The 25,676-nt window shown below is 40.2% G+C and carries 20 protein-coding genes; 11 read left to right on the plus strand and 9 right to left on the minus strand.

Annotated elements, in window-relative coordinates; genetic code table 11:
- Positions 1-140: 140 nt before the first annotated feature.
- From RYH73_RS03280 to RYH73_RS03310, 7 genes are all read right to left on the minus strand, one after another.
- Complete coding sequence (locus RYH73_RS03280; protein ID WP_335311835.1) at positions 141-569, minus strand: hypothetical protein; 429 nt, start codon at positions 567-569, stop codon at positions 141-143.
- 23 nt (positions 570-592) lie between these two features.
- Positions 593-2,020: a 23S rRNA (uracil(1939)-C(5))-methyltransferase RlmD gene (rlmD, locus tag RYH73_RS03285; protein ID WP_335311836.1), complete on the minus strand. Its 1,428-nt coding sequence runs from the start codon at positions 2,018-2,020 to the stop codon at positions 593-595.
- A gap of 375 nt (positions 2,021-2,395) precedes the next feature.
- Positions 2,396-3,742: a deoxyguanosinetriphosphate triphosphohydrolase gene (locus RYH73_RS03290; RefSeq protein ID WP_335311837.1), complete on the minus strand. Its 1,347-nt coding sequence runs from the start codon at positions 3,740-3,742 to the stop codon at positions 2,396-2,398.
- A gap of 39 nt (positions 3,743-3,781) precedes the next feature.
- A complete protein-coding gene (treF, locus tag RYH73_RS03295; RefSeq protein WP_335311838.1) occupies positions 3,782-5,281 on the minus strand; it encodes an alpha,alpha-trehalase TreF in 1,500 nt (499 codons plus the stop codon).
- 54 nt (positions 5,282-5,335) lie between these two features.
- Positions 5,336-6,376, minus strand: coding sequence for an SMP-30/gluconolactonase/LRE family protein (locus tag RYH73_RS03300; protein ID WP_335311839.1), 1,041 nt, complete (start codon positions 6,374-6,376; stop codon positions 5,336-5,338).
- Entirely contained in the window at positions 6,336-7,436 is a 1,101-nt protein-coding gene (locus RYH73_RS03305; RefSeq protein ID WP_335311840.1) for a fatty acid desaturase family protein, read from the minus strand. Before RYH73_RS03305 ends, RYH73_RS03300 begins: the two co-directional genes overlap by 41 nt.
- 107 nt (positions 7,437-7,543) lie before the next feature.
- A complete protein-coding gene (locus tag RYH73_RS03310) occupies positions 7,544-8,371 on the minus strand; it encodes a helix-turn-helix transcriptional regulator (RefSeq protein ID WP_335311841.1) in 828 nt (275 codons plus the stop codon).
- 123 nt (positions 8,372-8,494) lie between these two features.
- On the opposite strand from RYH73_RS03310, the gene def reads away from it, so the two are divergent.
- Positions 8,495-9,064, plus strand: a complete 570-nt coding sequence (gene def / locus RYH73_RS03315) for a peptide deformylase (protein WP_335311842.1) — start codon at positions 8,495-8,497, stop codon at positions 9,062-9,064.
- Positions 9,065-9,170: 106 nt separating this feature from the next.
- Positions 9,171-10,025, plus strand: coding sequence for a lysophospholipid acyltransferase family protein (locus tag RYH73_RS03320; RefSeq protein WP_335311843.1), 855 nt, complete (start codon positions 9,171-9,173; stop codon positions 10,023-10,025).
- A 2-nt stretch (positions 10,026-10,027) separates the two neighbouring features.
- Here the strand turns inward: RYH73_RS03320 and RYH73_RS03325 are convergent, their stop codons facing one another.
- Entirely contained in the window at positions 10,028-11,947 is a 1,920-nt protein-coding gene (locus tag RYH73_RS03325; RefSeq protein ID WP_335311844.1) for a non-ribosomal peptide synthetase, read from the minus strand.
- Between the two features lie 36 nt (positions 11,948-11,983).
- Positions 11,984-13,285 carry a cytochrome P450 gene (locus RYH73_RS03330; RefSeq protein ID WP_335311845.1) on the minus strand — a complete coding sequence of 434 codons (1,302 nt, stop codon included), beginning with the start codon at positions 13,283-13,285 and terminating at the stop codon, positions 11,984-11,986.
- 43 nt (positions 13,286-13,328) lie between these two features.
- Here RYH73_RS03330 and RYH73_RS03335 point away from each other — a divergent pair, with 43 nt between their 5' ends.
- The 9 genes from RYH73_RS03335 (at position 13,329) to RYH73_RS03375 (ending at position 25,671) form a co-directional block, all read left to right on the plus strand.
- A complete protein-coding gene (locus RYH73_RS03335) occupies positions 13,329-13,916 on the plus strand; it encodes a 4'-phosphopantetheinyl transferase family protein (RefSeq protein WP_335311846.1) in 588 nt (195 codons plus the stop codon).
- A 163-nt stretch (positions 13,917-14,079) separates the two neighbouring features.
- A complete protein-coding gene (locus RYH73_RS03340; RefSeq protein ID WP_335311847.1) occupies positions 14,080-17,379 on the plus strand; it encodes a SusC/RagA family TonB-linked outer membrane protein in 3,300 nt (1,099 codons plus the stop codon).
- Positions 17,380-17,392: 13 nt separating this feature from the next.
- The gene (locus tag RYH73_RS03345) at positions 17,393-18,913 is read left to right on the plus strand and encodes a RagB/SusD family nutrient uptake outer membrane protein (protein WP_335311848.1); all 1,521 of its coding nucleotides are present in this window, start codon (positions 17,393-17,395) and stop codon (positions 18,911-18,913) included.
- A gap of 3 nt (positions 18,914-18,916) precedes the next feature.
- Positions 18,917-20,167 carry a YdcF family protein gene (locus RYH73_RS03350; protein WP_335311849.1) on the plus strand — a complete coding sequence of 417 codons (1,251 nt, stop codon included), beginning with the start codon at positions 18,917-18,919 and terminating at the stop codon, positions 20,165-20,167.
- A 416-nt stretch (positions 20,168-20,583) separates the two neighbouring features.
- Positions 20,584-21,963, plus strand: coding sequence for a site-specific integrase (locus RYH73_RS03355; protein ID WP_335311850.1), 1,380 nt, complete (start codon positions 20,584-20,586; stop codon positions 21,961-21,963).
- Positions 21,956-23,074 carry a hypothetical protein gene (locus tag RYH73_RS03360; RefSeq protein WP_335311851.1) on the plus strand — a complete coding sequence of 373 codons (1,119 nt, stop codon included), beginning with the start codon at positions 21,956-21,958 and terminating at the stop codon, positions 23,072-23,074. The genes RYH73_RS03355 and RYH73_RS03360 overlap by 8 nt, the downstream gene beginning before the upstream one ends.
- 100 nt (positions 23,075-23,174) lie before the next feature.
- Entirely contained in the window at positions 23,175-23,675 is a 501-nt protein-coding gene (locus RYH73_RS03365; RefSeq protein ID WP_335311852.1) for a terminase small subunit, read from the plus strand.
- A 35-nt stretch (positions 23,676-23,710) separates the two neighbouring features.
- Complete coding sequence (locus RYH73_RS03370; protein ID WP_335311853.1) at positions 23,711-24,331, plus strand: hypothetical protein; 621 nt, start codon at positions 23,711-23,713, stop codon at positions 24,329-24,331.
- Positions 24,332-24,765: 434 nt separating this feature from the next.
- Positions 24,766-25,671 (plus strand): AlbA family DNA-binding domain-containing protein, encoded by a 906-nt coding sequence (locus RYH73_RS03375; RefSeq protein WP_335311854.1) that lies wholly within the window; start codon positions 24,766-24,768, stop codon positions 25,669-25,671.
- Positions 25,672-25,676: the final 5 nt, after the last annotated feature.

Consider the following 25,676-nt stretch of genomic DNA (forward strand, 5'->3'; position numbering starts at 1 on the left):
CCCTTTAGTGATGTGCGGCAAATATACGAATTATTTTAAGCTTTTGCTTTATATAGAGTAAGTGTAATCGTAAAAAAGAAGGCTTTCTTTAGTAGAAGCCTTTCATTTTCTTAGATATGACCGGTCTGCCATTGAATCCGTTACATTTTTTGTTCTTTATCTTTAATTTCTTCTTTATAAGGATAAAAAACAAAGTTTGCCCCTTCGGGTACAATTACGAAAAGGCACATAAAATCTTCAGGCCTTTTATAGTTTTTTATAAAATGCTCTTTTCGAGCTTCAAGTATAACTCCCTTTTCTATAAACTCCTCAAGTGTAGATGCTTGGATTGTCCACTGTGTCCCCAGCTCATTTCTGTCCAGAATCAATTCACCCAAGCTAACCTCATGTTGATGAGCAATAAAAATTGGATATTGGGAGAGCCCTTCGGCCATGATCTCAATAGCTACTTCTTTAATTGAATCTTTGTAAAAATTCAAATCGACACGTAAGCTTTTTAAGGGACTATCTTTTTTCGGCGCCTGCCCATCGTCTCCTGCTTGCGCAGCTAATAATTCTTCTAAATCCATGCTACTTATTTACCAACTCGCAACTATTTTAGCTCCAACAAAACCACATTTTCCACATGTTGCGTATGCGGAAACATATCTACCGGTTTAATTCGTTTAACCTCATATTTTTCGCTCAACAAAGCCAAATCGCGGGCCTGTGTAGCTGCATTACAGCTGACGTAGACCATTCGCGGCGCTTCTAGCTCCAACAATCTCGCCACCACCTCAGGATGCATACCTGCCCGTGGCGGATCGGTGATAACCAAGTCCGGTTTACCGTGTACCGACATAAATTCCGGTGTCAACACATCCTTCATGTCTCCTGCAAAAAACAAGGTGTTTTCGATACCATTTATTGACGAATTCAATTTTGCATCTTCAATGGCCGATGGCACATATTCTATGCCGATGACCTGTTTAACGTCCAATGCAACAAAATTGGCAATAGTTCCAGCACCGGTATACAAGTCATATACCAACTCATGCCCTTTCAAATCTGCAAATTCTCTGGTTATACGATAAAGTTCATAAGCCTGCTCAGAGTTGGTTTGATAAAAAGATTTGGCTCCTATTTTAAACCGAAGTCGTTCTGTCCGCCCCGGCAAGGCCATTTCTTCGAAAATATGGTCCTTCCCGGCATAGGTAATGATTTCCTGATCGAAAATGGTATCGTTTTTTTTCTGATTAATAATATATTGCAGCGAACTAATTTCTGAAAATCTTCCTTTCAAGAACTCCATAACCTGTGCAATTTGCTCTTCTGTCGGATACGCAAAAACAACGACAACCATCAAATCACCGGTTGTTGCCATACGAATCATCAGATTCCGAAGCGCCCCTTCATGATTTCGAAGATCATAATAACTAATTCCCTTTTCAAGCGTAAACTTCTTTAGTTCATTTCTAATTGCATTAGAAGGATCGCTTTGCAAATAACAATGTTCTATCTCTAAAATCTTGTCAAACCGCAATGGCACATGAAAACCTAAAGCGTTCATCTCATGCTGTTCTCCGCTTACTATATCTTCTGCAGTTAACCAGCGCTTATTTGAAAAGGTATACTCCAGCTTATTTCTGTAATACAAGGTATGATCAGAAGGCAAAATTTCTTCTAGGGAAGTGGTATCGACCTTGCCTATCCGACTTAAGGCATTATCCACACTCTTTTGTTTATAAAGCAATTGGGCTCTATAATCCATATGTTGCCATTTACAACCACCGCACACACCAAAATGTGCACAAAAAGCATCAATTCTATGCTTTGAGGCCTGTTTGATCTTGGTAATCTTCGCTTCTGCAAAATTTTTCTTTTTGCGGATAAGTTCGATATCCACGATATCTCCCGGGATCGCCTTTTCGATAAAAATCACCAAGTCATCGGTCTTCCCAACGCCCTTTCCTTCTTCTGCTATGTCGATAACCTCAATGTTCTCGAGCAGCTTTTTGTCTTGTGGAATCTTTCTCTTCATGAAGATGCAAAATTAGCTAAAATGCCTGTCATTCACGAACTGAAATATTAAAACAGCGCGAGTGCATCCCTGGCAGCCTCATCGGCTTGAAAGAAGCTAAAGCGAGACAAAAAACGAAGATGGTTGACTATCTAGTGGCCAAAGAAAAGCTTTCGGAATATTTCAAAAAACCCTTTCTTCTTAACTACACTTTTATCGAAGCGGCTTTCTATCATCATCGAAAAATGAAGCAGTTCACGTCTCATAAAGGAAATTTTGATATAAATTTATGTTTTTTATACCAAAAACCAAAACGGTTTCTTGGCTTAGCACAGTAGATTCATTTACGATCTACGGCTTGCCGATTTAAACGAACTCGGAAGAAAAAAGAAAAACTTAGTCCAGCGAAGGAAAAGAAATTCCCTTTATCTTACGGAATAGTTCCACTGCATATAAATCCGTCATGCTAGAAACGAAATCTAAAACCGAGCGTATCTTCCTATAAGTACTTGTTTCTCCGCCCTTATATTGATTGGGTATAAGCGCTACTACTTTCTTGTCATAGGATGATGTATGATTGAGGTACGCAGGCACAAACTCTTCTAGTAAACCGCTCATTACCTTATAACCTGCAACCTCAATTTGCACAACTGCGGGTGCATTATAAATTTTATCAATTGAAATTCTTTCAATGGTCTTCATTACAGTTTTCAGGTGGCTCGGAATATTATCAATCAGCGAGGATTCAAAATTGCCCGACAACAGTTCTTCTTCCTTTGCGAAAAAAACACTCGAACATTCTTGAATCAAAGTACTGATTGCTTTGGCTCTCAATAAGCTCACACGGCTATCGATATCATTTATATCCGCCAAGCGTTTTTTAATGTTGCTATCGTTTGTTAAGGGAATTAAAAGCTCTTCGACTTCGGTAGCCGATAGTATACCTAAACGATGCGAGTCCTCCACATCAATGATGTTATAACAAATGTCATCTGCAGCCTCTACCAAATAAACTAAAGGGTGGCGTTTATACACCGTCTGGTAGTTTTCATCCCGCTCCATGCCAAGCGCTGTCGCTACCTTAATAAAAGAATCTTGTTCTGGTTGAAAATAGCCATACTTTTTTCGGTGGAGCCCGCTCCCCTTAACATTTCCATCTATTGCGGCACATGGATACTTAACAATTGCAGCGAGGGTACTATAGGTTAAGGCAAATCCTCCGGCTTCCTTCCCGTTAAATTGATGTGTTAGGATACGTAAAGCATTTGCGTTTCCCTCAAAATGGATTAAATCTTGCCACTCGGCATCTGTCACATGTTCTTTATATTTCAACCCGTCACCACTCAAAAAATAGTGAGAGATCGCGGCCTCCCCGGAATGGCCAAAAGCCGGGTTTCCCATGTCATGCGCTAAACACGCACTGGAAACAATATTCCCTATTTCCTGTAAATAGGGATGTTGTTCATCTAACCCCGGGAAAACTTCCTTTTTCTTGGTGTAGAAAATCCGACCTAGCGATCGCCCAACGCTAGCCACTTCCAAACTATGTGTCAGTCGGTTATGTACAAAAACACTACCAGGTAAAGGAAACACTTGCGTTTTGTTCTGAAGCCGTCTGAAGGGTGAGGAAAAGATTAATCGATCGTAATCTCGTTGAAATTCAGATCTCGCTATATCTTGGTTTTTTATTTCGCGATGTTCATATCCCCAGCGTTTTGCAGAAAGTAATTGTTTCCAGTCCATTCTTCAAGTTTGCCACAAAGATAAGGCTAAATTGTTTAATCAAAACTCTCCGTACATCTTTATAAACTTCAACAGAACCCCGTTGCTCCATCCAAAGCCATCCTGAGCCGGATATTCTCCTCCCCCTGCCTCTAAATTCGCATCAATCACATTATATTTCTCCATCATTTTTCCCGTTTGCCTATATACTTTTGTATTTAATGCAATCCACCGCTTAGCAATATTCTCGGCTAACTCAAATTGCCGATAATTTCGTAATCCCTTTACCACTATCCATTGCATAGGTGCCCAGCCGTTGGGTGCATCCCACTGCTGACCGGAGACTTTCAAGGTAGTGGTAACACCGCCACTTTTGAGAAAATTCTTGCGGATCATATCAACTGCCTTTTTTATCCCTTTTTCCGGTGCCATCGCTATAAAGAAGGGTGAAAAGCCAGCAATAGTGGCTTCTTTGGACAATGAGTTTGTTCGTATATTATAATCGTAATACCAGCCATCGCGCTTATTGAAGCAATATTGATGAATCGCTTGCTTTCGATTTTTGGCAATCAGCTTATATTTATTTGCTTTCCCTTTATCGCCCAAGAGTTTATAGCTCTTTTCGATTGTCTTTTCCAGATGGTATAAAAGGCAGTTCAAGTCGATGGGTATAATTCTAGTGGTTTCGATCGTATGCAAATCTTTACCATCTACCATCCACCTTGAACTAAAATCCCAGCCACTTTCGGCCGCTGATCGAATGTCTCGGAATAACCGCGACTCTTTCTTCTCGGCGATAACCGTTAAATGGGCATCTTCGTAATACGATTCCTGACGGGCTATATTTAATTGATCATAGTAACGGTTCAAGAACTGGCCATCTGACATTTCGACTACGTGCTTCGCCCTCTGCGTTTTATCCATCCAATAAGCATATTCTTTCAAAAGCATCGGAAAGTATTCTTGATACACCGTCTCCCCCTTTATTTCAGCAAGCAGGTCTAACATAAGCGAAAAAAAAGGTGGCTGAGACCGACTTAAAAAATAACTTCTATTACCATTCGGAACATGTCCATAACGATCAATCATGACAGCGAAATTCTTTATCATATGCTCAACCATCTCATATTCACCGCTCTCTTCCAAACCAAGCATTGTAAAGTAAGAATCCCAATAATAGATCTCATTGAAGCGACCACCCGGAACAATATAGGGAAAAGGAAGGGCCAAAAGCGAGCTTCCCGGAATCACTTTGTCAGGATCTCTTCTTAAAACTAACCATAGTTTTTCTAAATGCTCAACAATCGGTGTATTCGTATCACTGTAATATTGGATATTATGAGGTTGGGGAAGGTTAAAATTCGCATTAACAAAATCGATCAATGAAAAATCCTTCGCCTGTCGCTGAACCCGAAAACGTCGCAGAATCTCTGACGGAACGTCTTTGGGGATGGCGTCTACAAAAGTCTTGTTGTCTCCAAATATTCGTTGCAACTGAACTTCCCGAAACAACTCATCGTAAATCTGATCGGGGGTTAAACTCTGTTCTTTGGTGGACATGTGCGCTATTTTTAATTTCCACCTCTTGATATCGTTTGCTGTATCTTATTTCCCTTAACGCATACGTAAACGCAGTACTTGATTACTCGCAGTAATATAGAGGGTCTTGTCGTCATCTGCTAAACAACAATTTGAAACACGTTGCTTAATCCGGATCTTTCCGATCAATTGGTAGGAGCTGTTAAAGATCCAAATGCCTCCGGGTCCGCTAGCGAAAATATTTCCTTCTTTATCTACTTTAAAGCCATCCGGTCCACCTCCAAATTTACTAAAGTCGAAAACAATTCCCGCTGACTTTAACGAATCATCGGGTGTAATGTCAAAAGCATAGAGCATCGGCTTTTGGTCGTCTGAATTACCTATGTATAGTCTGTTTTCATTGGGGCTAAGAGCAATTCCATTAGGCCTGTTGATGGTATCAATCAGTAAGCTCAAACGTCCTAAGGTATCTATTTTATAAACACCACAAAAATCCAACTCTTGTTTTTCTATATGCTGATCATTCAGTCCATAAATCGGGTCCGTAAAAAACAAATCACCATTACTGCGTTCTACAATATCGTTCGGGCTGTTTAACTTCTTTCCTTTCCATTTGGCTGCGAGCGTAATGAATTTGGACTCGGGATGGCTTAATAAGGCATCCATACGAGCGATTCGTCGATCACCATGCTGACATAAAACTAGGTTTTTATGCCGGTCCAATAACAAGCCGTTTGATCCTATTTCTCCACCTCTCACTTGGTTACTGGTATAGCCTGCGGGTTCCAAATATAGCGCTAGACCTCCTTGTTCTGTCCATTTAAAGACCTTATTGGGTGGGATATCTGAAAACAAAAGCATTTTGGCTTCCTCCACCCATAACGGTCCTTCCACCCAGGTAAATCCTTCCGCAATTACTTCCAGATCGGCATCGATGTTGATTAACTTATCCAGATCCGTATGAATTCTTTCAATATCGGCGGTCGTTTTATTCGTTGTTTGATTTTTAACCGCATTGTTGCAAGACCATAAGCTGATAAGGGCGACTATCGTGAAAAGCTTGAGCATATCTTTTTTATAATTCCCCTGTTCTAAATAAATTTTCTTCTTTTCCATTTTTTCTCAAGAGACGAAAATGTGATGCAACGGCCTTCCAAAAGGGATAGCATTGATAAGGTAGGCCGTATTCAGCAGCATATCGCCGGATTACACGTGTAATATAAGGATAATATGTGTGTGCAACCCCAGGGAATAGATGATGGGCTACGTGGTGTGTAAAACCACCAAAAAGGAAATTGGCGACTGCGCTATCTGCACTAAAATCTTTTGTTACATGCATCTGATGTTCGGCCCAGGTGGTTTGCATCTTTCCATCGTCCGGAGACATCGGAAAATGTGCATGTTCATCTACGTGTGTCGATAGAAGCGCAACCACGCCAAGCGCGCTACCGGATAAATGCATAACGAACCACGCCAATAACACCATATACCATGCTTGCTGTAAGACTAACATCGGCACGATCAACAGGTAGAAAAGATTGAAAATTTTACAGGCAAAAAGTTTAATATATTCGACCCTGGGGATATTAACGACACGCTTTAAATAATTATCCTTTGTGCCAAAAAAATCTTTAAAATCTCTTATAAAAAGCCAATTAATGGTGTAAAGAGGATAGATCATCCACATATAAATATGTTGATATTTATGGTAATTGAAATAGCGACTCGAGGGATATATCCGTACCAAATCACTTTGTTTAATATCAATATCCCAGTTTTGTATATTCGCATAGGGATGATGTAAAAGTAAGTGCCGTTTTTTCCAAATAAAGCTATTGCTGCCGAAAAGTTCAAGTACATAGGTAAACCATTTGTTGTGTTTCGGATTCTTGAAAACGGCATTGTGCGCAGCATCATGAAAAGCATTAACAAATAACACAATCATAAACAGCCCCGCTAATATATAAAAGAAAAAAAGCCCCCTGTTCGTATTACCAAAAACTAATATTCCTACATAGCTTCCTAAAAAACCAACTAATAAAAAAAGGGATTTAATAATGTTTCCGGTTTGTATGCGCGGGTTTTTTAAAATGTTCTCTTGCACCTCCTTCTGCATTCTTTTGAAAAAATCGTCTGGTGCAGCTTTTTTAAATGTAGGTTTTATAAGTTTTTCCATATTTCTAAAGTAATCGCTTTTATACAACAAAAATCCATTCCTATCTGATTACAAAAATGAGGCATTTTAGTTCTAATTAACCGCTCGCCTTTTTTATTTTTACATAGCTAAGACGCTCCGTGTCTTTTCCAATAGGTAGACGGACTCTCCCCAAAAAAACGCTTAAAATCCTTCAATAGATGATTTCTGTCATAAAAACCACTTTTAAGCGCAATTGCTAAAAGTGGATTCTCCCCTTCGCTGAGCAGTTGGTAGCTTTGTAAAATCCGCTGCGTTCGCGCATATTCTTTTGGACCCATTCCAAGACATTGATGGAAGTTCCGTTCTAGCCATTTATAATTAGCTCCCACCTGTTTTACCACTTCCTGTATCGAAATGTTACCATGGTGCTTGCCGATACACTTCATAGCATCTCTCAAAAGGTAATTTTGCGAATGCTTATTCACTAAATGACTTCTAAGAAATTGTTCAAAAAAACCTAATTTTTCGTGGATATCACTTGTCGAATAGATTAAACTTAACAAGTTATCGGTCTGGCCTCCGAATAAAAATTTCAAAGGAAAAGCCTTCTCTCTCTGGAGGTTTTTACTCGCGATCAGATCAAGCTGTCGCAGTGCATCCGCTTGTAAACGGATAATCAATAACTGATCGATTACCGTCTCACAGGTAATTTTTACTTGTTTCAAATAGTGTCCACAGAACCACGCTCCACCTATATCTATTGATCTTCCTTGACTCGTGAATTTTACGCTTATATCGGGCCGAGGAAGAAATACAAGGGTGGGAACACCATCACTCAATGCAGCACAGTCTTCCAAATTTATCGACTCGAAGATAACATAGGAATCGATAAAATTGGCTAAATCGATCGGTGGGTGTACTCTTTGAATATACTCCCTTTGATTGCTGTAAGTTATATGTCTAAGTAACTCCACGGGCATATCCTTACAAAGATAAAGCTTTTCCTTGACAAAAACATTGGTAAAAGGTAATGGGAGAATTGTCTATTTTTTACTAACCGCCATGCAACTAACATTTCTAGCTTTGTAATCAAAAAGATGATATTACCGATTTTTGCATATGGATCTGTCGGTTTGAGAAAAAATTGCCGAGAGATTCCTCCTACTTATCCAAATTTACAATCTTTCATTGATAATCTCTGGCAAACACTGGATAATGCGGAAGGTGTGGGATTAGCCGCACCGCAGGTCAATGAAAACATACAGCTTTTCCTCGTTGATAGTCGTGTAAATTACTTGGAAGCAAAGGGTAAAGAGATGGCATCGGTAGACTATCCCGGCATCCGACAAGCTTTTATCAATCCTAAAATTATAGCGCATTCCGATGAAATGGAAATAGAGGAGGAAGGTTGCCTAAGCATTCCCGGGATTACTTTCTCTATTAAAAGATTTTCCTGGGTTCAGATAATCTATTTGGATGAAAATTTTCAGGCACATACAAACTATTTTTATGGCAGAACGGCCCGAATTATACAGCACGAATATGATCATATTCTCGGCAAATTACCCATTGACTACCTAAATCAACTGCAAAAATTAATGATTAACAAAAAATTGGATAGAATTCGGAAGGGTCATATTCGTACCTCTTATCCGATGCATCATTAATTTACCTGTTTTTATGACGATTTCTTTACTGAAGGTATTGGTTTTTACCCTAAATTCATCAAAATTTACTGCTGTAAGGAATTTCATTATAAACATTGAACATGGTATGTTTTTTTTGAAGATGCTTAGCAAACTTCCTCTTTCCGTACTTTATTGTTTAGCTGATTTTTTAGCCTTTATTGCTTTTAATGTAATCAAATATCGTCGCTCCGTTGTATTCGACAATCTTTCTAAAGCATTTCCAGCTAAACAGAAGGCTGAATTAAACAAGATCGCTAAGAAATTTTATATGCATCTGGCCGATTGGCTGATAGAAACGCTAAAAGCATCTAACCTCTCTGAAACCCAATTGAAGAGGCGGGTCCATTTTGAGCATACTGAACTCATTCGAGAATATCTCGACCAAGATAAATCAGTTATTGTGTTAACAGCTCATCAATTTAATTGGGAATGGGTTCTTCTATCTGGTTGTCTTGCCTTCGAGGCACCGATCGATGCCATATATATGCCCGTTAGCAATAAGCGTGTTGAATCCTTTCTTCTTTCCATACGGAGTCGTTTCGGTGGTTCGCCCATTCCAAAAGATGAAGCCTTGTCTATCCTCGTCAAGCGAATCAAAAAGAAGCGGATCATTGCCATGGTGGCAGATCAACGCCCGCCACAACATGCTACGGATAAGTATTGGTCTCATTTTTTGCAGCAAGAAACGGCTTTTTATTTAGGTCCCGAAACCTTACCCAAATTTATCAAGCTTCCCGTTTTCTTTATGAGAACGCACAAAACCGGAAGAGGTCGATATACGGTTTCCATCGAAAAAATTGCTGAACCCCCTTATGATTATCTCAAAAAGGAAATTATGCCTCTCTATATCGAGAAGCTTGAAGAACTTCTTGAAAAGCATCCGGATAACTGGCTATGGACCCATAAAAGATGGAAGTATACGCGGGGTGCTTACGAATAGCGTCATTTTTTTTCATTTATATAGTTCGCCAATTGTCGAATAGTTGGATAATCGAAGAAATCTGTCACCTCCACTTTTCCGGGATAAATTTCTTCGATCTGTTGATGGATCTGTGCAAGCACCAATGATGTTGTTCCGATTTCAAAAATATTCTCATCTAAATCAATTCTTTTATCGGTTAATAAACCGTCACAAATTCCTTTCAACGTTTTCTCTATAATAGTAGACTCCTGTACTTCCTTTTTGCCTTGAATAATCCATTGCTGAAGTTCTTGAAGTGCCTTATCAAATTCACCTCGTTGATACCGATCACTTAGTTGGTATCGCTGAATCTTCCCGCTTGTTGTTTTCGGTAATTGACTGATGGGAACAACTTCATGTATTTCTATTCCGATCCGTTCATTTACGGTTTTTTTTACGGAATCAGCTACGGGAACAAAACCTGACAACAGTCCCTTAAACACCATAAAAGCGAGTATCTTATCTTGCCCGTCAACTTCGCTGTTCATACTGGTAATAGCTATTTTCCCGGTTTCCGCAACCCCCTGGTCTTGCAATAGCTGCTCCAGGTCGTGTGGATAATAATTCTGCCCGTTCACGAAGATAATATCCTTTTCTCTTCCCGTAACGACCAGCTCCCCATCCGCTGTAAAAAAACCTAAATCACCGGTATCCAACCATCCTTCATAGCTCAATGCGCCTTGTCCCAGATAACCCTTCGTCACATTCTCTCCGGCTATCTCGATCTTACCGATATAATGATTAGTCAAACTTACCTGATCGGAGCCCACAATTCGAACAAAACATCCATCTACCGCTTTTCCCTCTACAGCAAAGGAAACACCCTTTTCCGAATACTGTACCAATGAACCTATTTGCAATTGATCCCGATCAAGTGTCACATGACGAAAGCGTTTGCCCGGTTCTGGAAAAGCAACTGCCAAGCTCGCCTCTGCCAATCCATAAACTGTAAACATCGTATTCTCTTTAAGTCCGTATAACTGCATTTTCTGTAAAAACCGCTGCACTAAAGAGACAGCAATAGGTTCTGCGCCATTAAATATAAGACGAACATGATCGAGGGTCAACCCTTCTTGCGCTTGATTTCTTTCTAAAGCGTTCAAATAATGCTGGTAACCAAAATTAGGTGAGCAGGTAACTGTAGCCCGTACCTGACTGATTTTTTGAAACCATAAAGCCGGTCTTCGGATAAACAATTCTGCAGGCATTAAATACTGTTCGATCCCCTGTACAAAAGGTGTTAAATGAAAACCGATCAGCCCCATATCATGCGTTAGCGGCATCCAACTCAATGTACTATCTGCATCGGTCATCGCCATTCCTTTGATGATTCCTTGTATATTGGTTAGTACATTTTTATGGCTTAACACAATTCCTTTTGGCATACTCGTTGTACCGGACGAAAATTGAATGATCGCCGTATCATCTTCCTCTACCACTACAAAATCTGTTGCCGGCATGAGTGGTGGTATCTGTTCAACCACAAGGCTTTTCTCTTCAATGGCTCGCCATCGGTTTTCCAAACCATTTGATGCAGCAAACTTTTCCAACCGGTCTTTTTGATTTCCATCTAACAGTAACCACGGCGATTCTAATTGTTCCCATATTCGAAATAGTTTCCATTTATGCTCATCCGAAATTCCAAAGGAAACCGGAACAACAGGATTAGCGCCCAAGATTGCCGCCCAGAAACCTTCTATAAAGGCCTCATTTCGTTGGCTCAATAAAATGATTTCATCTCCTCGTGTAACACCCTGCGTGCAAAAGAATGCGTGCAACCCTAATGCACGCTCCTTTAGGGTTTCGTATGATAGGACAAAAGCGTCTTCTGCTCCTCGAATAAAATGTAATTGTGCTTTTGGGTTTTTATTATTGGTAATCGTATCTACAAGTGTCTTCATTTAAATCTTACCGTTTTTAATTCAGGATTGCTATGGTCAGTTCTTCCGGCTCATCAGGCGAGCAAAAAAAGGCTTATCGGGCCTTAAATTTATTTGGGCTTCCATGCCGATAGGTTCATCTACCAAAACCTCTATATCGGTTGAGCGAAGAATCATGGCTATGTGCAGCTGCATCTCAACCAAGGCAAAAAAATCACCGATGCATTGGCGCGGCCCTCCCGAAAAAGGAAAATATTCAAAACGATGCCTTTCTTTTCGAAGCGATGGATCAAATCTTTCGGGATTAAACACGTCCGGTTGGGTCCAATATTTCGGATGTCGGTGAATTACATAAGGCGATATAAAGATATCTGTCTTCGGTGGTACGTAATACCCACCAATGACATCGGCCTGAATAGATCGTCGCGTAAGAAGCCATCCCGGGGGATAAAGGCGCATGGTTTCTTCCACTACCTGCCGAATGTAAGACAATTGCTCCAGCTGTTGAAAACCGAGATCGAGATTTTTTGTTTCCAGTGCCTCGCGTTTCGCCTTTCGATAAACAGCAGGATGTTTATTTAATAAATACCATGCCCAAGTCAAGGCACTGGCTGTAGTTTCATGGCCCGCAACAATCAAGGTCATCATTTCGTCTATGATTTCCTTATCAGCCATTGGTTGACCATCTTCCCCTTCCTTTGCTTCCATTATCATCGAAAGAAAGTCGTCCTCTATTCTTTGCTCCACGCGTCGTCGGTTGATAACCTCCTGAATAACCTTGGCTAAAGCTCTGAACTTCATAGCGAATAATAGGTCACGTTCATGTACCTCCGTAAGTAGCGTGAATGGATTTGTTCCATCTTCCCTTTCCAACCATTGTAAGTCGGCTGAAAATAGTGCTTGAAGCACTATACGTAATGTAACCGAACTTAATTCATCCGTCAGGTTTATGGTTTCTTTGTCGGCCAGCCAACTAGCCAGCATTGCCTCATTGGCTTGTACGATATTACGTGTTAGTCTGGCAATAACTGCTTTATGAAATGCCGGTTGTATCATCCGTCGCTGCTTCTTCCAATAATCTCCTTCACTTACCATAATACCATTTCCAAGCAAAATTTTTACCCGATCAATACCAACACCTTTTTCATAATTCCTATTATTCGTGATTAGGACCTGTTTTACCATTTCAGGATCAGACACCACATAAGTATAATGATTACGTCTTGGTGAAAAGATCTTATATAAGTCGCCATATTGCTGAAATAATCGCAGCATAGTTGATAATGCCTCTGGTCCTTCTTCAATTTCTGACTCCTCTTCGGGGCCGAAAGGAATATTTTCTTTTGTTAACAGGTCCATAATCAATTGTTTTATTGAATAAAGCTTATTTTTATCGAGCTTTATGGAAAAATATGCCCATATTCACGAATACGGTCGAGATATATTATATCCCTACAGTCGCTTTTTCCCTTCCAATCATTTGCTATTTAAGACTAAAAATACGGACAGAAAATTGGAGTCGCTACTTGGACTTAAATTGTTGTCTGATTTATTACTTAAAATTGACAGTCAACAAAAATTAGAGGATATCCAATATGAGCCCAACGGCAAACCTTATTTTCCTGATGCTGATTTGTATTTTTCGATCGCCCATTCGCAGGGGATGGTACTGGTCTCTTTGGAAGAGCATCCCGTAGGCATTGATCTGGAGTTTTCTCAACCACGATCATTCACTATGCCCGAAATATATCTTAACAGTCAGTTACTGACCTTCACCGGTCAAGATAATTGGATAAATGCTTGGGTACACCAAGAAGCCGCTTTAAAAATGTTCGGCTGGAATGACCTACGCTGTTGTCAAATGATAATATGGGATTCTGCCAAAAAGGGTAACTTTAAAGGGCATCCCTTCCATATTCAGGAAATCAAGGTACATGTTGATTACTATGCCGCTAAATGTTCGGAACAAACAGGACAATGTGCTGTATGATTGCCCAGTTTCAATTTGGTCACTTTTCCCAGATCTCGTTACAAAAGAATGGCCGACAACCTTAACTTAATGTAAGTCTAACGCTAAGATAACACCGAAATATCAACTTTGCCTCAGTAAAGTGTAAAGAATACACCCAATTTAATGTGCAAAGCAATTTGATATGTATTTACAGCAAAAACTTAGGGGTCGGTTCAATAAGGAGAAAACCCTATTCTCGAAGGCCGGCCTCCTACTCTTATGCAGTCTCGCTGCAAGTCCCTCGATGGCAGTAACCAGCGAGTGGTCAAAAGAAGGGGAACTGGTTGCAACAATGCAACAAACCGTAAAAGGTACCGTAACCGATGGGCAGCAAGTGCCTATCCCAGGTGTAAGTATAAGGGAAAAGAACAAGTCTGCAAACGGTACAACAACCGATGGCAGTGGTAATTTTTCGCTAAACGCCCCTGTTGGAGCAACGTTGGTCTTTACCTATGTTGGCTATGAAACCAAAGAGCTTCTTGTAGAAGAAGGGAATACGCCACTAGTGGTAAGCTTGAATGCCAGCGCCAATGAATTAGAAGAAGTGACGGTTTCAATCGGCTATCAACGAGTAAGAAAATCAGACGTGACCGGGTCCATATCCAGTGTAAAAAGTGATGAACTAAATCTGAGCGCACCCAAGTTGGGGCAGGCACTTGTTGGAAAGTTGGCAGGTGTACAGGTTTCTCAAACCAGCGGTGCTCCCTATAACAGCACAAAGATTCGGGTTAGGGGGATTGGATCTATCAATGCAAGCTCCGAGCCATTGTATGTCATTGACGGTTATCCCGCGGGGAATAATATCAATATTAACCCGAATGACATTGAATCAATCGACGTACTTAAAGATGCCGCATCGGCTGCTATTTACGGTTCTCGTGGTGCAGGCGGGGTTATATTGATCACAACCAAAAGAGGGAAAGAAGGTACGAGTCACGTCGATTACGATGTACAAGCGGGCTTTGGTCAACTCTCAAAGAAAGTCGATCTTCTCAATGCTTCGCAGTTCATAGACTTATTCATTGATGGGCGGAACAATGCCTACAAAGATTTGGTGGTTAATTCGGGAAAAACTTGGTCGGATAACATGTTCATGGACGACAATGCTACACGGGTGGCACTTGTTGGCAATGCCGGGTCTGTGCAAATCCCAACTGATATTTACGATTTTTCAACCGGACAAGCAAAAGCACCTCAGTATGAAACCGATTGGCAGGATGAATTGTATCGCAACGCGCCTTTCCAACGACATAACTTGTCATTTTACGGTGGCAGCGAAAAAGTTCATTATTATATCAGCGGATCTTATCAAAATCAAGATGGGATTATGCTGGGTACCGACCAGACGCTTTTCAACTTCCGTAGCAATATCGACGCGCAAATCAGCAAACGATTACAAGTTGGTGCTAATATTGCTTTTACGTACAACGATAATAACGAAGTGGGAACAGGCCGTTATAATGGAAGCCCATCGATGGCAGCCCTGCTTTACCTCCCTTATCTTCCTGCGCGAGATCAAAATGGCAATCCGATCCAATACCAGATGGCTGCACTTTCTGCACAAAATTATGGTATACAAAATCCGGAAAATCCCCTCGCTTACGTTTCCATGGTGAAAGATAACCGTAAAGAGCGTCGCGCGCTGTATAATGCCTATGCTAATTTTGACATTATCGAGGGCCTACGGTTAAGAGTAAATGGTGGGGTAACAACTTATAATGAAAAGTATGATTATTATAAACCGACCAGCCTAAGCGATGGTAACTATGCGCCTTACTCTCCACAGGCCATTAATGCAGCCTATGCGCAAGCTGACAACCGGGGAGACCTGGATATACTCGGAGAGGCTACTTTAAATTATAAAAAGTCCTTTGGCGACCATAATCTGGACGCTTTGGTTGGATATTCTGCACAGCAAACGGATGTAGATTTCATTTCCGTTAGAGCCAATGGTTTTCAAAGCGATGCCATTGGTGAGATCACCGATAAGGGGGCAGATGCTACCAACTTCTGGCTGGAGGATGCTTATAAGCAACGTACTACTTTACAATCTTATTTCAGCCGGGTTAGTTATAACTACAAATCGAAATATTTCTTACAAGCAACCTTCCGTGCAGATGCTTCCTCCCGTTTCGGTCCGAACAATAAATGGGGTTATTTCCCCTCCGTATCAGGAGGCTGGACGCTCTCGAACGAAGACTTCTATAACGATTGGTTAGGTGCAGGTTCTTCCGTAAAAGTACGAGCAAGCTGGGGACTGAGTGGTAACAATAATATTGGCGATTATAAAGCTTTGACGACCTATAATGCCCCGGGCGGCGTCGTTTTGGGTAATCAGGTTGCTACCGCTTATTGGCCCGATGATCTAAAGGATCCGAACTTGAGTTGGGAATCGACTTCTCAATACAATGCCGGTTTGGATGTAGGTATTTGGAATGGTCGCGTGAATTTCATGGCAAACCTTTACCTAAGCCGTTCGTACAACTTGCTATTTAATCAACCGATTTCGGCTATCTCCGGTGCTTCTTCTATCCTGACCAACTTGAAAGATAGTAAAGTGCAAAACAAGGGTTTTGATTTTCAAATCGATGCAGCGCTTATTCAAAAACAGGATTTTGATCTTTCCTTTAGTGGAAATATCAACGTGAACCGGAACAAAGTATTGGATCTGGGAGGGGCTTCTACTATTTATGTAAACGGTGCTGAACGTTCTTATATTACGCACGTTACGCAAGAGGGGCAGCCTGTCGGTATGTTCTGGGGATTTAAAGTATTAGGTGTAGCAACGGAGGAAAATTACCAAACGGTAGCCCCTTCTGCAGCCCAGTCAAACCCGATGCATCCGGGTGACCTCTATTTTGAAGACATCAATGGTGATGGTATTGTTAATGATAATGATAAACAGATCATCGGAAGTCCTTATCCTGACTTTACCTATGGTTTCGCGATTAGCGCCCGCTATAAAAAATTTGATTTAAGGGCGTCCTTTAATGGCTCTCAAGGAAATAAGATTCTTGATGGTTATGATTACTATCTCTATAATATGGAGGGCTCCGGCAATCAATACGCAGACGTCGATCAGCGCTGGCGTTCGGCAGCAAGTCCCGGTAACGGTAAAGTATACAGAGCTTCTAGAGCAGGTACTCAGAGTAATAGCACGCGTTTATCTGATTTCTATCTGCAAGATGGTTCTTATTTGAGGATGACCAACCTTATGGTGGGCTTTACCTTCCCGGAGAGATGGATTTCTTCCTTGAAAATAAGTGGGGCCCGCATTTTTGCAAGTGTGGATAATCCCTTTACGATTACCAATTATAAAGGCTATAACCCCGAACCGGACTATAATAACGGGAACAATGCTGAAAACCTGACCCCCGGCGTGGATTATGGTTTATACCCATTGGTTCGCTCTTATAACTTAGGTCTAAAAGTAACTTTCTAAAATTGTGTACAAAATGAAATGGAAATATATCTTGCCTTTTGCTATCATGACATTAGGCTCCTGTAGTAAAGATTTTTTGGATCAAACGGATCCGAATGCAACCCAAATAGACGACTATTTTAAAACAGAGAATGATGTATTATTAGCTGTCAATGGTCTATATCAAACGCTTCGCAATGGAAATACACTTGGTGAAACGAGTAGCTTATATAGCGAACAACGATCGGATAATACCGGCACGAACGACAACCAATCAAACTCGGGAGAGCCTTTTCAGTTTAATGATTTTTCTTTGCTTCCCAGTAATTCTTACCTGAAAACCCATTGGGTAAATATGTACGACGGAATAGCTCGGTGTAATACCTTATTGGCTCATGTTGATGAGGTAACTTTCTCGAGTGAAGATATTAAAAAACGTTATGTGGCGGAGGCAAAATTCATCCGTGCACTCCTGTATTTTCATATGGTGCGAAAATGGGGTGCGATTCCTTTAACAATTGTTCCGCCCACAACGACGGATGAGGTATCAGCAATAGCCTATCGGCAAGATGAAAGTATAGTATATACTCAAATTGTACAGGATCTAACAGAAGCTTTAGACAGCAATTTACCCAATGAGCAATGGGATTATGCTGTTGGAAGAGTTTCCAAAGCAGCTATCAATGCCTTACTTGGACAGGTATATTTGACCATGGGCTCCACGTTAAGTGAAAATACCCAAGCCAATCTTCAACAAGCAGAAACCTATCTTTCTGCTGCCTATAACATGCGGAGTTTTGGCGAATTAAAAGAAATTCCTTACACCGATGTATTCGATGTAAACAAGAAAAATACGTGTAAAGAGTTGGTTTTCCAGATTCAATACCTGCAAGGTGATCAGAATTATTCTTCTGCTATCGCGCGTAATAATCAAGCAAAGGGAGAAACGATCAATTCCCTAAAACCATCCACAGGATCAGGAGGGATGGCCAAACGGGATTTAGTGAACGATTACGAGCAGGGAGACCTCCGAAAGGATTTTTCAGTGAAGTTTGCTGCAGATCCGCAAGTGAGTGATTGGTTTATTACTAAATTTAGGGATACCAGTCCAGCTGCCGGCGAGCAGGGATGGGGTGGCAACGATTGGATTGTGATTCGTTATGCAGACATCATGTTGTTGTTAGCCGAAACCAAGATGAAATTAGGTAAAGATGGGGAAGCGGTCGCTTTATTGGATCAGGTAAGGGCTCGTGCAGGCATGCCTTCTTATCAGGAAACGATGCAAAATGTCGCTTATGCGGCCAAGTACCCTACGTTGAAGGAAGCGATTCTTCACGAACGGCGCGTAGAACTGGCCTTCGAAAATCATCGTTGGTTCGACTTGATCCGAAATTATACCGCGGAAGAATTGGTTGCTTATTTTAAAGCAAAAAGCCAAAGTGACTACGGTTTGGCTAATTTGAATAACATCAGTACGAAAGACCGGTATTTCCCGATTCCTTTTGATGAATATCAGTTAGATCCAGAGAAAATGTATCAAAATCCCGGTTATTAAATTATGAACCTCCCGTTTTTTAGATTTAGGATGACAAGCATGCTTGTCATCCTACTCTTGGCTCTCAATCCCACGAAAGCGCAACGCATCAACACAAGTAGTCAAGAACAAATGCTTCAATTGAAAAACTATTACTTGCTTTCATTGCTTGAACAAGCTCCACTTAAATCCTGGATGCTTCAACAGCAAAAGCTTGCGGAAATAACCGAAAAAAGAAAAACAAATCTGCTATATGCCCTCAAAAACTGTAGTGATGTCGCCTGTTTGGTAAAAGCAATGCAGCTAAGTGAAAAGGAAATAGAAACGGTTGCTCATATATTTGACAAGGCCTATGCTGAAAGCTCCTTGCTCCATCGTTTGGTAAAAGAGCAACTCATTCCTTCAAAAAGATACAATCAATATGCACAAGAAATGCCCGAAAAACTACTGACGCAAGCATTAAAGCAGGATTTAGAAGGCCTCAATTATACGATTGCCGTATATGGAGAAGGTAAAGCGCCCAATTATCCAAAAATAGATTCCATTGCCTTTAACGTAAACAGTAAACAATATCAAAATTTACTCTATGATGTGGTTGCTTCGATAGTAGACCAACCAAAGGAACTTGATTTATTCTTTTCATGTTCGCTTATAAGTGCCTTACGCCTACTTGAAATAAACGAACGGCAAGAGGCCGCAGCTTATGAACCGCTTACGGAAACTGAAAATCGACTCGCTTTAGATAATGTAAAGACAACAGATTGGAACAAATTTCCTTATACCCTTATTCTGATACCCGGTGCCGGACCAGAAGAACCGAATGTCGCTTTAAGTGCGGAAGGTATGCTACGATGTAGGGTTGCGGCGAATCGCTATCGGGAAGGTTTAGCACCCTTTATTATGGTTTCAGGGGGGAATGTACATCCGTATAAAACCAAATTTAATGAAGCGGTAGAAATGAAAAAATACCTGGTAGAGAAAATGAGGGTTCCCGAAGACGCCATATTAATCGAACCACACGCAAGGCATACCACTACCAATATGCGTAACTGCGCACGTATTATGTATACTTATGGCTTTCCGACGAACAAATGGGCCGTTACCTCTACCGATCGTTCGCAAAGTTATTATATCAGCAAAATGGAAGCACGGTGCATGAAAGAACTAGGCTATGTTCCCTATAAACTCGGTAAGAGATTAAGCGATACAGAACAGGAATTCATGCCTTTGGAGATTTCACTTCGCATCAATCCTTATGAGCCTTTAGATCCATAAGACGTCAATAGGTCTTCCGGGATATCACAATAATTTGGCAACCTAGTAATAGGTTCATGTTCCCTTTTTACTCTTGCATAAGAGAACAGACAAAGGGTTGGTTGGACTATTCCAGCGGTAGTGGTACCTATGATTATCAGCAATAACAAGCGATTTTCAGGATAAAAGAGGGGTCCATGGGCTCCTCTTTTATTATTTTTCTAAAGGACCATTTTTGGGTGTCGGGATGACAGTTCTTGAACCTATGAAAACGAATGAAAACGATCGACAGCAATAACATAGCCATAACTCATTTAAACGCATATTTCGCTTTCAAACGTTTTCGCATACTTTAAATTTCTTTCTAAAAACATTCCCCCTTTTATTCCCCTTTCAAAAAAATACACGTATATTTGTTATGCGTTTAAATTCTTTGTATGGCATTGATCACAACTAACTTTATCCTTAGAACGGATAAAAAGAACCTTAAAGGGGAATGCCCGATTGTCTTGACCGTTTCTGTTTCGGGAGCATTGAGAAAGGTTTCTACAGGCATAAGTATTTTACCCGAACAATGGAATTATGAGCATAAAAAGGCATTTTACCTGAACAGACAAGCAGCTAAATCCCTGCTCCCCTCAATGAACTATGACTTACTCCCTTCTGCTGATGAAATTAAGCGGATGAATGGATCGTTAGCTGCGATTATGGAGAAAGCTCAAAAGATAGCATCTCGTTTCGATCTTGACGGAATCCCGTTTACGGTACAGATGATCATTGAAGAGCTATCTAAACAGGGTGGGAAAACAGCAGTCAAACAAAAGCCAAAAGAACATCTTGTTGATTTTATTGACCAATATATTGACAATGTCAAAGCAAGTCGCAATCCGGGGACGATCAAGGTATACATAACCACAAAAAATCATATAAAAGACTATGAAACCCATAACAAGGTCCGTGTCACTTTAGCTGATGCCGGCTATGGATTTCTGCAATCCTTTTATAACTACCTGATCGAGGTAAAGAAGCAAATCAACGTAACCGCAGCGAAACAAGTCACTACCGCTAAGACATTCATATCTTTTGCCCGCAAGTTCGGATACAAGATTAATGATACCTATCACGACTTTACCGTCAAAAGGGAAACTTTAGAAGTAATTGCCCTGACTGAGGAAGAATTTATGTCTTTGTACAACCTTAACCTATCCGGAGAAGGAAAAGTGATTGTTGCGGACAAACCTAAATTGCGTGAAATCTCATTCAAGGCTTTGGCCAAAGTAAGGGATGTGTTCTGCTTCTCCTGTGTGACAGGGCTTAGGTATTCGGATTTGGCCCAGCTGCGCAGGGAACATATCAAGAACGGATACATCCAGCTAACAGTTACAAAAACCAAAGAGCCTATTGAAATACCATTGACCGCTTATGCTGTCGACATATTGAATAAATATTCAAAACACATCAAGTGTCTTCCCATTATAAGCAGCCAGAAATTCAACGACTATTTAAAGGCACTGTGCAAACATGCCGGCATCAATGAGAAGATTGAAATCGTGCGCTACAAAGGTTCCGTCCGCGATGCGGTGATATATCCTAAGTATGAACTCGTTTCTGCTCACACAGGACGAAAAACATTCGCTACCTTATCCTTGGAAAAAGGCCTGAATGCGGAGGAAGTTATGAGCATTACAGGACATAAGAGTTACGCTAGTTTCAAGAGATATGTAAAGATCACCCACGAACGCAAGAAAGCTGTAATGCATAAAGCATGGGGCGCTCCGAAGCCTAAACTTAAAGCAGTTGGAGGGCACAATGAATAAGTCAAAGAAATATATCGTTAGAATTCAAATACCTAGTAGTAAACTAGTTTTCGATACCACCGACTACGGATTTGAAGAGATTGTTTTAGATAATGAAATGTCTGATAGCGCGATTGCCGTCCAGTTACTATACATGTATAATGTTGAGATAGGCGAGGGTCCCAAAGAACGATTCTTATGCATAAAAGACCCCAACGAAAAATGTAAGTTCTTTTTATTAACCAGGTTTTGGAATACCTTCAAAGAAGAATGGAAGAGCAAAAAAGTTTTCGATTTAGAGGGAAAAGAAGTCGGAAATGAAAACATAGACAAATATTTATCAGTCTTCCATAAATCATTCGTAAGCGGGTATCACGATTTCGAAGACTCCCTAGTTAAGAAAGCTTCTATATTTAAAAATGACATTAACTATCTGTCAGAAAAGATAATAAAATTTATAGATTCATATGAGAGTGCGATTTACAGTCCGTTCGCCATTATTGACGATAAGCATGTCCTATTAAATGAACATATTAATATGCTAGGTAAGCTTGCTGGAAATTACTATAAAGCTTGGCATATTATCGTTAACAACCCCGAAAAGTTTATAGATATATTAATAGGCAACAAACTTAATCAGTATAGATACTTCGTGCTCTACAAATTTATGAAAGATAACGGTGACGTTCAGCTGGGAAACTCAGGAGTAAACTTCGAATATTTTGCTAAAAGATTAAAGGATATATTGTTACCGTTTCTTGAACCTTCCAGGGGTGATCAAATACAACTATTAGACTCCATAACACTACTAAGTCTCAAAAAGGAGCTTGACGGCGTGCTTTGGGAGGACGGTATTACAGAAGAGGACTTTATCAAATATTGGACTATAGGGAAAACCAGTTCTAAACTGCCGTTAGTAGGAACTAAGAGAGATTTTGTTTTCGTTTTGATGGAATTAGGTTTAATAGGCGAAAATAAAAAAATAAAAAAAGTTAACGACGAAATCATGGGTGATCATTTCGGTATAAGTTCAATATCTACTGAGATTAAACGCGTTAGGGAAAACATAGCAAAGAATGGATCATTTTATAAAAAATATAAAGGCAAAATACCAAAAGCACTGTTCTCATAAAGTTGAAGATTGTGCTCTTCCCATTTAGCTTTCTTTCGCCCGCGCATATGACCGCCGTAAAAACGATTTTAAATACGTATATTCGCTTGAAACAAAATGTGTGGAAGGGAAGATGGGAGTGTACAGAAAATTTACACCTGCGGGCTTTAAACAGGCTTGGAAAGAATACTTTGAATGGTGTGACAATAATCCATGGATGAAGAGTGAGGTACAAAGGGGTATCCTAGTCCAGGTGCCTATCCAAAGACCATATACCGAGATTGGTTTTTGCTCATACCATGAACTGGGCGAAAAGTATCTCCGCGATCTTTATGCGTCGGCCAAAAATCGAAGCGATGAAGAATCAAAGGAATTTGTTGAGACATTACTACAGGCAAGGGCCAAATGCTATTCGCAAAAATTTGAAGGTGCTGCTGTAGGAATATTCAATGCAAACATCATTGCTCGTGATCTAGGGCTGATAGATAAACAGAAACATGACGTCAAAGCAGACTATAAGATAGAATCGCGCAAACCTGATTTATCAAAGCTGTCTTTGGACCAGTTGAAGACACTAAGGGAAATAAACAGGCGTTTACGCGAAGAAGGTGAAGCGGGATAGGAAGCTTTACAGTGCACATTATAAACTTTAATAATATGGAGCATTGGAAACCAAGAAATACTGATGTATTATCTGCACTTGTTGGAGAATACCAGTTTTTACACCTTTTAAGGGGCCGTGTTTATGACAAGTTGATTGACTATTTAATAGAAGTTGGTCCTGCTTGGGCAGATGAAGAATCCGACTTTATATTACCCACCATTAAGGGTATTTCCGCTAAACTAGGTGAAAAACATGTATCTAAATGGATTCCTATAATTGCAGACGATCTGATTACAATTAATCTCGAAAAGCCAGAACTTTTCAAAACTAAGGACACCTATTCGCTCTATCTTCTTCATACATATGAGAATTCTGATGATACTTCAATAAGTTATCATATTTGGACGGACAAACACTTTCATATTAATGAACGATTTTATTGGCACTTTGCTAAAGTAAAAATGTATTATCATTTATTTTTTATAGAAGACATTCGTCATGAATATCGCAATGGGATTATATCAACGGAAATTACCTTAAATACGGGAAGCCAAAACGATTATAGAAAATTCCTGTTACAGCGTGCATTATTTGAAAATAAGATCTCTCTGTCTGAGGTTTATAAATTATCCGAATACACCATAGATCAAATGCTCCGAGAAATTTATCGCTGAACATAAATATCCTATTACAGTCTTTCGCCAGCGTTAAGGAGCTACTTGGTCTATTGCTCAACGTGTGCGAGAATGTTAACATTTGTTAACATACGCGGCCCCTGAGACCTGGCATTTTCTTTTTCGAACTCTACACACATATGACCATGGAAAAACCTTCCCATATACTAAATATGATCGTTAAAACCTCAAGCCCTTTAAAGCATGTGTCCGAAAATTGGGCACATAAGAAATTCAGTTAGTCGGTCGCGGAGCATATAACCTTGTACTTCACGGACGAAATTTCGTCCATACCAAGTGGTTGTAAAATATCGATTTTCAGAGCTGCCCATTTTTGTTATAACTGATTGATTCATATCGATGTGGGATTTTCCCATAATGACTTTAACATGCCTCAATTTTGTATATTTACATATACGACAAAGGAAATTAACATGACAGATTTTTACAACAAAGACACCTATACTTTCGATGACATTCAAATGCTCATCAACGAACGAATACCTGAATCGCTTAAGCTTGATTATAAAGCGTCTGGAGCAGTTAATGCTAACATGTTAAAGGATATTGGAAAAGACGTATCCTCATTCGCCAATTCAGCGGGCGGCATTATAGTTTATGGGATAAAAGAAGTAAATCAGGTGCCCGCGGAGCTTACGTTTATTGATGGGAAACAATACACAAGAGAACGCTTAGAACACTTCATTGCTAGGGCGGTTGAACCTCGTATAGAGAATCTTATGATCTACCCGATTGTTGTCGATAACGATCTATCTAAGACAATCTACGTCGTCAAAGTCCCGCAAAGCAACCGCATCCACATGAACATGGACAATAGATATTACAGACGATATAACTTCGAAAGTGTGCCTATGGAAGAATACGAGGTCAGAAATATGTATCTACGGGCTAATCTTTCAGAATTGGATTTGAGCTACAGAACGATTTATCAAAACAATCATACCAAAAATAAACACTCAATAACTTTTGAATTTAACGTACTGAATAGTGGAGCAAGCATCGAGAGGTTTTACAAACTTATTTTAGAGATACCAAGGACGCTTTTCGCCAAAGCGGTTGATAAGGATTTATTACAGAACAGATATTATTCGACCTTCACAAGGGAAAGTATTATACTGTCAATACCTAACACAAGTCCAGTATTCCAAAATGAACAGGATTTAATTGCTTCAATAGATTTTGATGTGACCGTATTTGACGAAAAAAGGTTTGTTGGACAAATTGATGTTAAGCTATTGTACTCTAATGGCGCGCGGTCTGAGTCAATAATATTAAAAGATAAATGGAATGCTCTATGGGAAAAACAAACCGACCATTAATCGGT

The organism is Olivibacter sp. CPCC 100613 (assembly GCF_036959255.1).
Classification (GTDB): Bacteria; Bacteroidota; Bacteroidia; order Sphingobacteriales; family Sphingobacteriaceae; genus Olivibacter.

What these genes read in the sequence shown, in the direction of transcription:
- RYH73_RS03300 (WP_335311839.1), bottom strand. Translation starts at nt 6,376, where the DNA reads ATGGAAAAGAAGAAAATTTATTTAGAACAGGGGAATTATAAAAAAGAT.
- RYH73_RS03340 (WP_335311847.1), top strand. Translation starts at nt 14,080, where the DNA reads ATGTATTTACAGCAAAAACTTAGGGGTCGGTTCAATAAGGAGAAAACC.
- RYH73_RS03375 (WP_335311854.1), top strand. Translation starts at nt 24,766, where the DNA reads ATGACAGATTTTTACAACAAAGACACCTATACTTTCGATGACATTCAA.
- RYH73_RS03335 (WP_335311846.1), top strand. Translation starts at nt 13,329, where the DNA reads ATGGAAAAATATGCCCATATTCACGAATACGGTCGAGATATATTATAT.
- rlmD (WP_335311836.1), bottom strand. Translation starts at nt 2,020, where the DNA reads ATGAAGAGAAAGATTCCACAAGACAAAAAGCTGCTCGAGAACATTGAG.
- def (WP_335311842.1), top strand. Translation starts at nt 8,495, where the DNA reads ATGATATTACCGATTTTTGCATATGGATCTGTCGGTTTGAGAAAAAAT.
- RYH73_RS03290 (WP_335311837.1), bottom strand. Translation starts at nt 3,742, where the DNA reads ATGGACTGGAAACAATTACTTTCTGCAAAACGCTGGGGATATGAACAT.
- RYH73_RS03360 (WP_335311851.1), top strand. Translation starts at nt 21,956, where the DNA reads ATGAATAAGTCAAAGAAATATATCGTTAGAATTCAAATACCTAGTAGT.
- RYH73_RS03370 (WP_335311853.1), top strand. Translation starts at nt 23,711, where the DNA reads ATGGAGCATTGGAAACCAAGAAATACTGATGTATTATCTGCACTTGTT.
- RYH73_RS03330 (WP_335311845.1), bottom strand. Translation starts at nt 13,285, where the DNA reads ATGGACCTGTTAACAAAAGAAAATATTCCTTTCGGCCCCGAAGAGGAG.
- RYH73_RS03320 (WP_335311843.1), top strand. Translation starts at nt 9,171, where the DNA reads ATGTTTTTTTTGAAGATGCTTAGCAAACTTCCTCTTTCCGTACTTTAT.
- RYH73_RS03305 (WP_335311840.1), bottom strand. Translation starts at nt 7,436, where the DNA reads ATGGAAAAACTTATAAAACCTACATTTAAAAAAGCTGCACCAGACGAT.
- RYH73_RS03355 (WP_335311850.1), top strand. Translation starts at nt 20,584, where the DNA reads ATGGCATTGATCACAACTAACTTTATCCTTAGAACGGATAAAAAGAAC.
- RYH73_RS03345 (WP_335311848.1), top strand. Translation starts at nt 17,393, where the DNA reads ATGAAATGGAAATATATCTTGCCTTTTGCTATCATGACATTAGGCTCC.
- treF (WP_335311838.1), bottom strand. Translation starts at nt 5,281, where the DNA reads ATGTCCACCAAAGAACAGAGTTTAACCCCCGATCAGATTTACGATGAG.
- RYH73_RS03325 (WP_335311844.1), bottom strand. Translation starts at nt 11,947, where the DNA reads ATGAAGACACTTGTAGATACGATTACCAATAATAAAAACCCAAAAGCA.
- RYH73_RS03350 (WP_335311849.1), top strand. Translation starts at nt 18,917, where the DNA reads ATGAACCTCCCGTTTTTTAGATTTAGGATGACAAGCATGCTTGTCATC.
- RYH73_RS03280 (WP_335311835.1), bottom strand. Translation starts at nt 569, where the DNA reads ATGGATTTAGAAGAATTATTAGCTGCGCAAGCAGGAGACGATGGGCAG.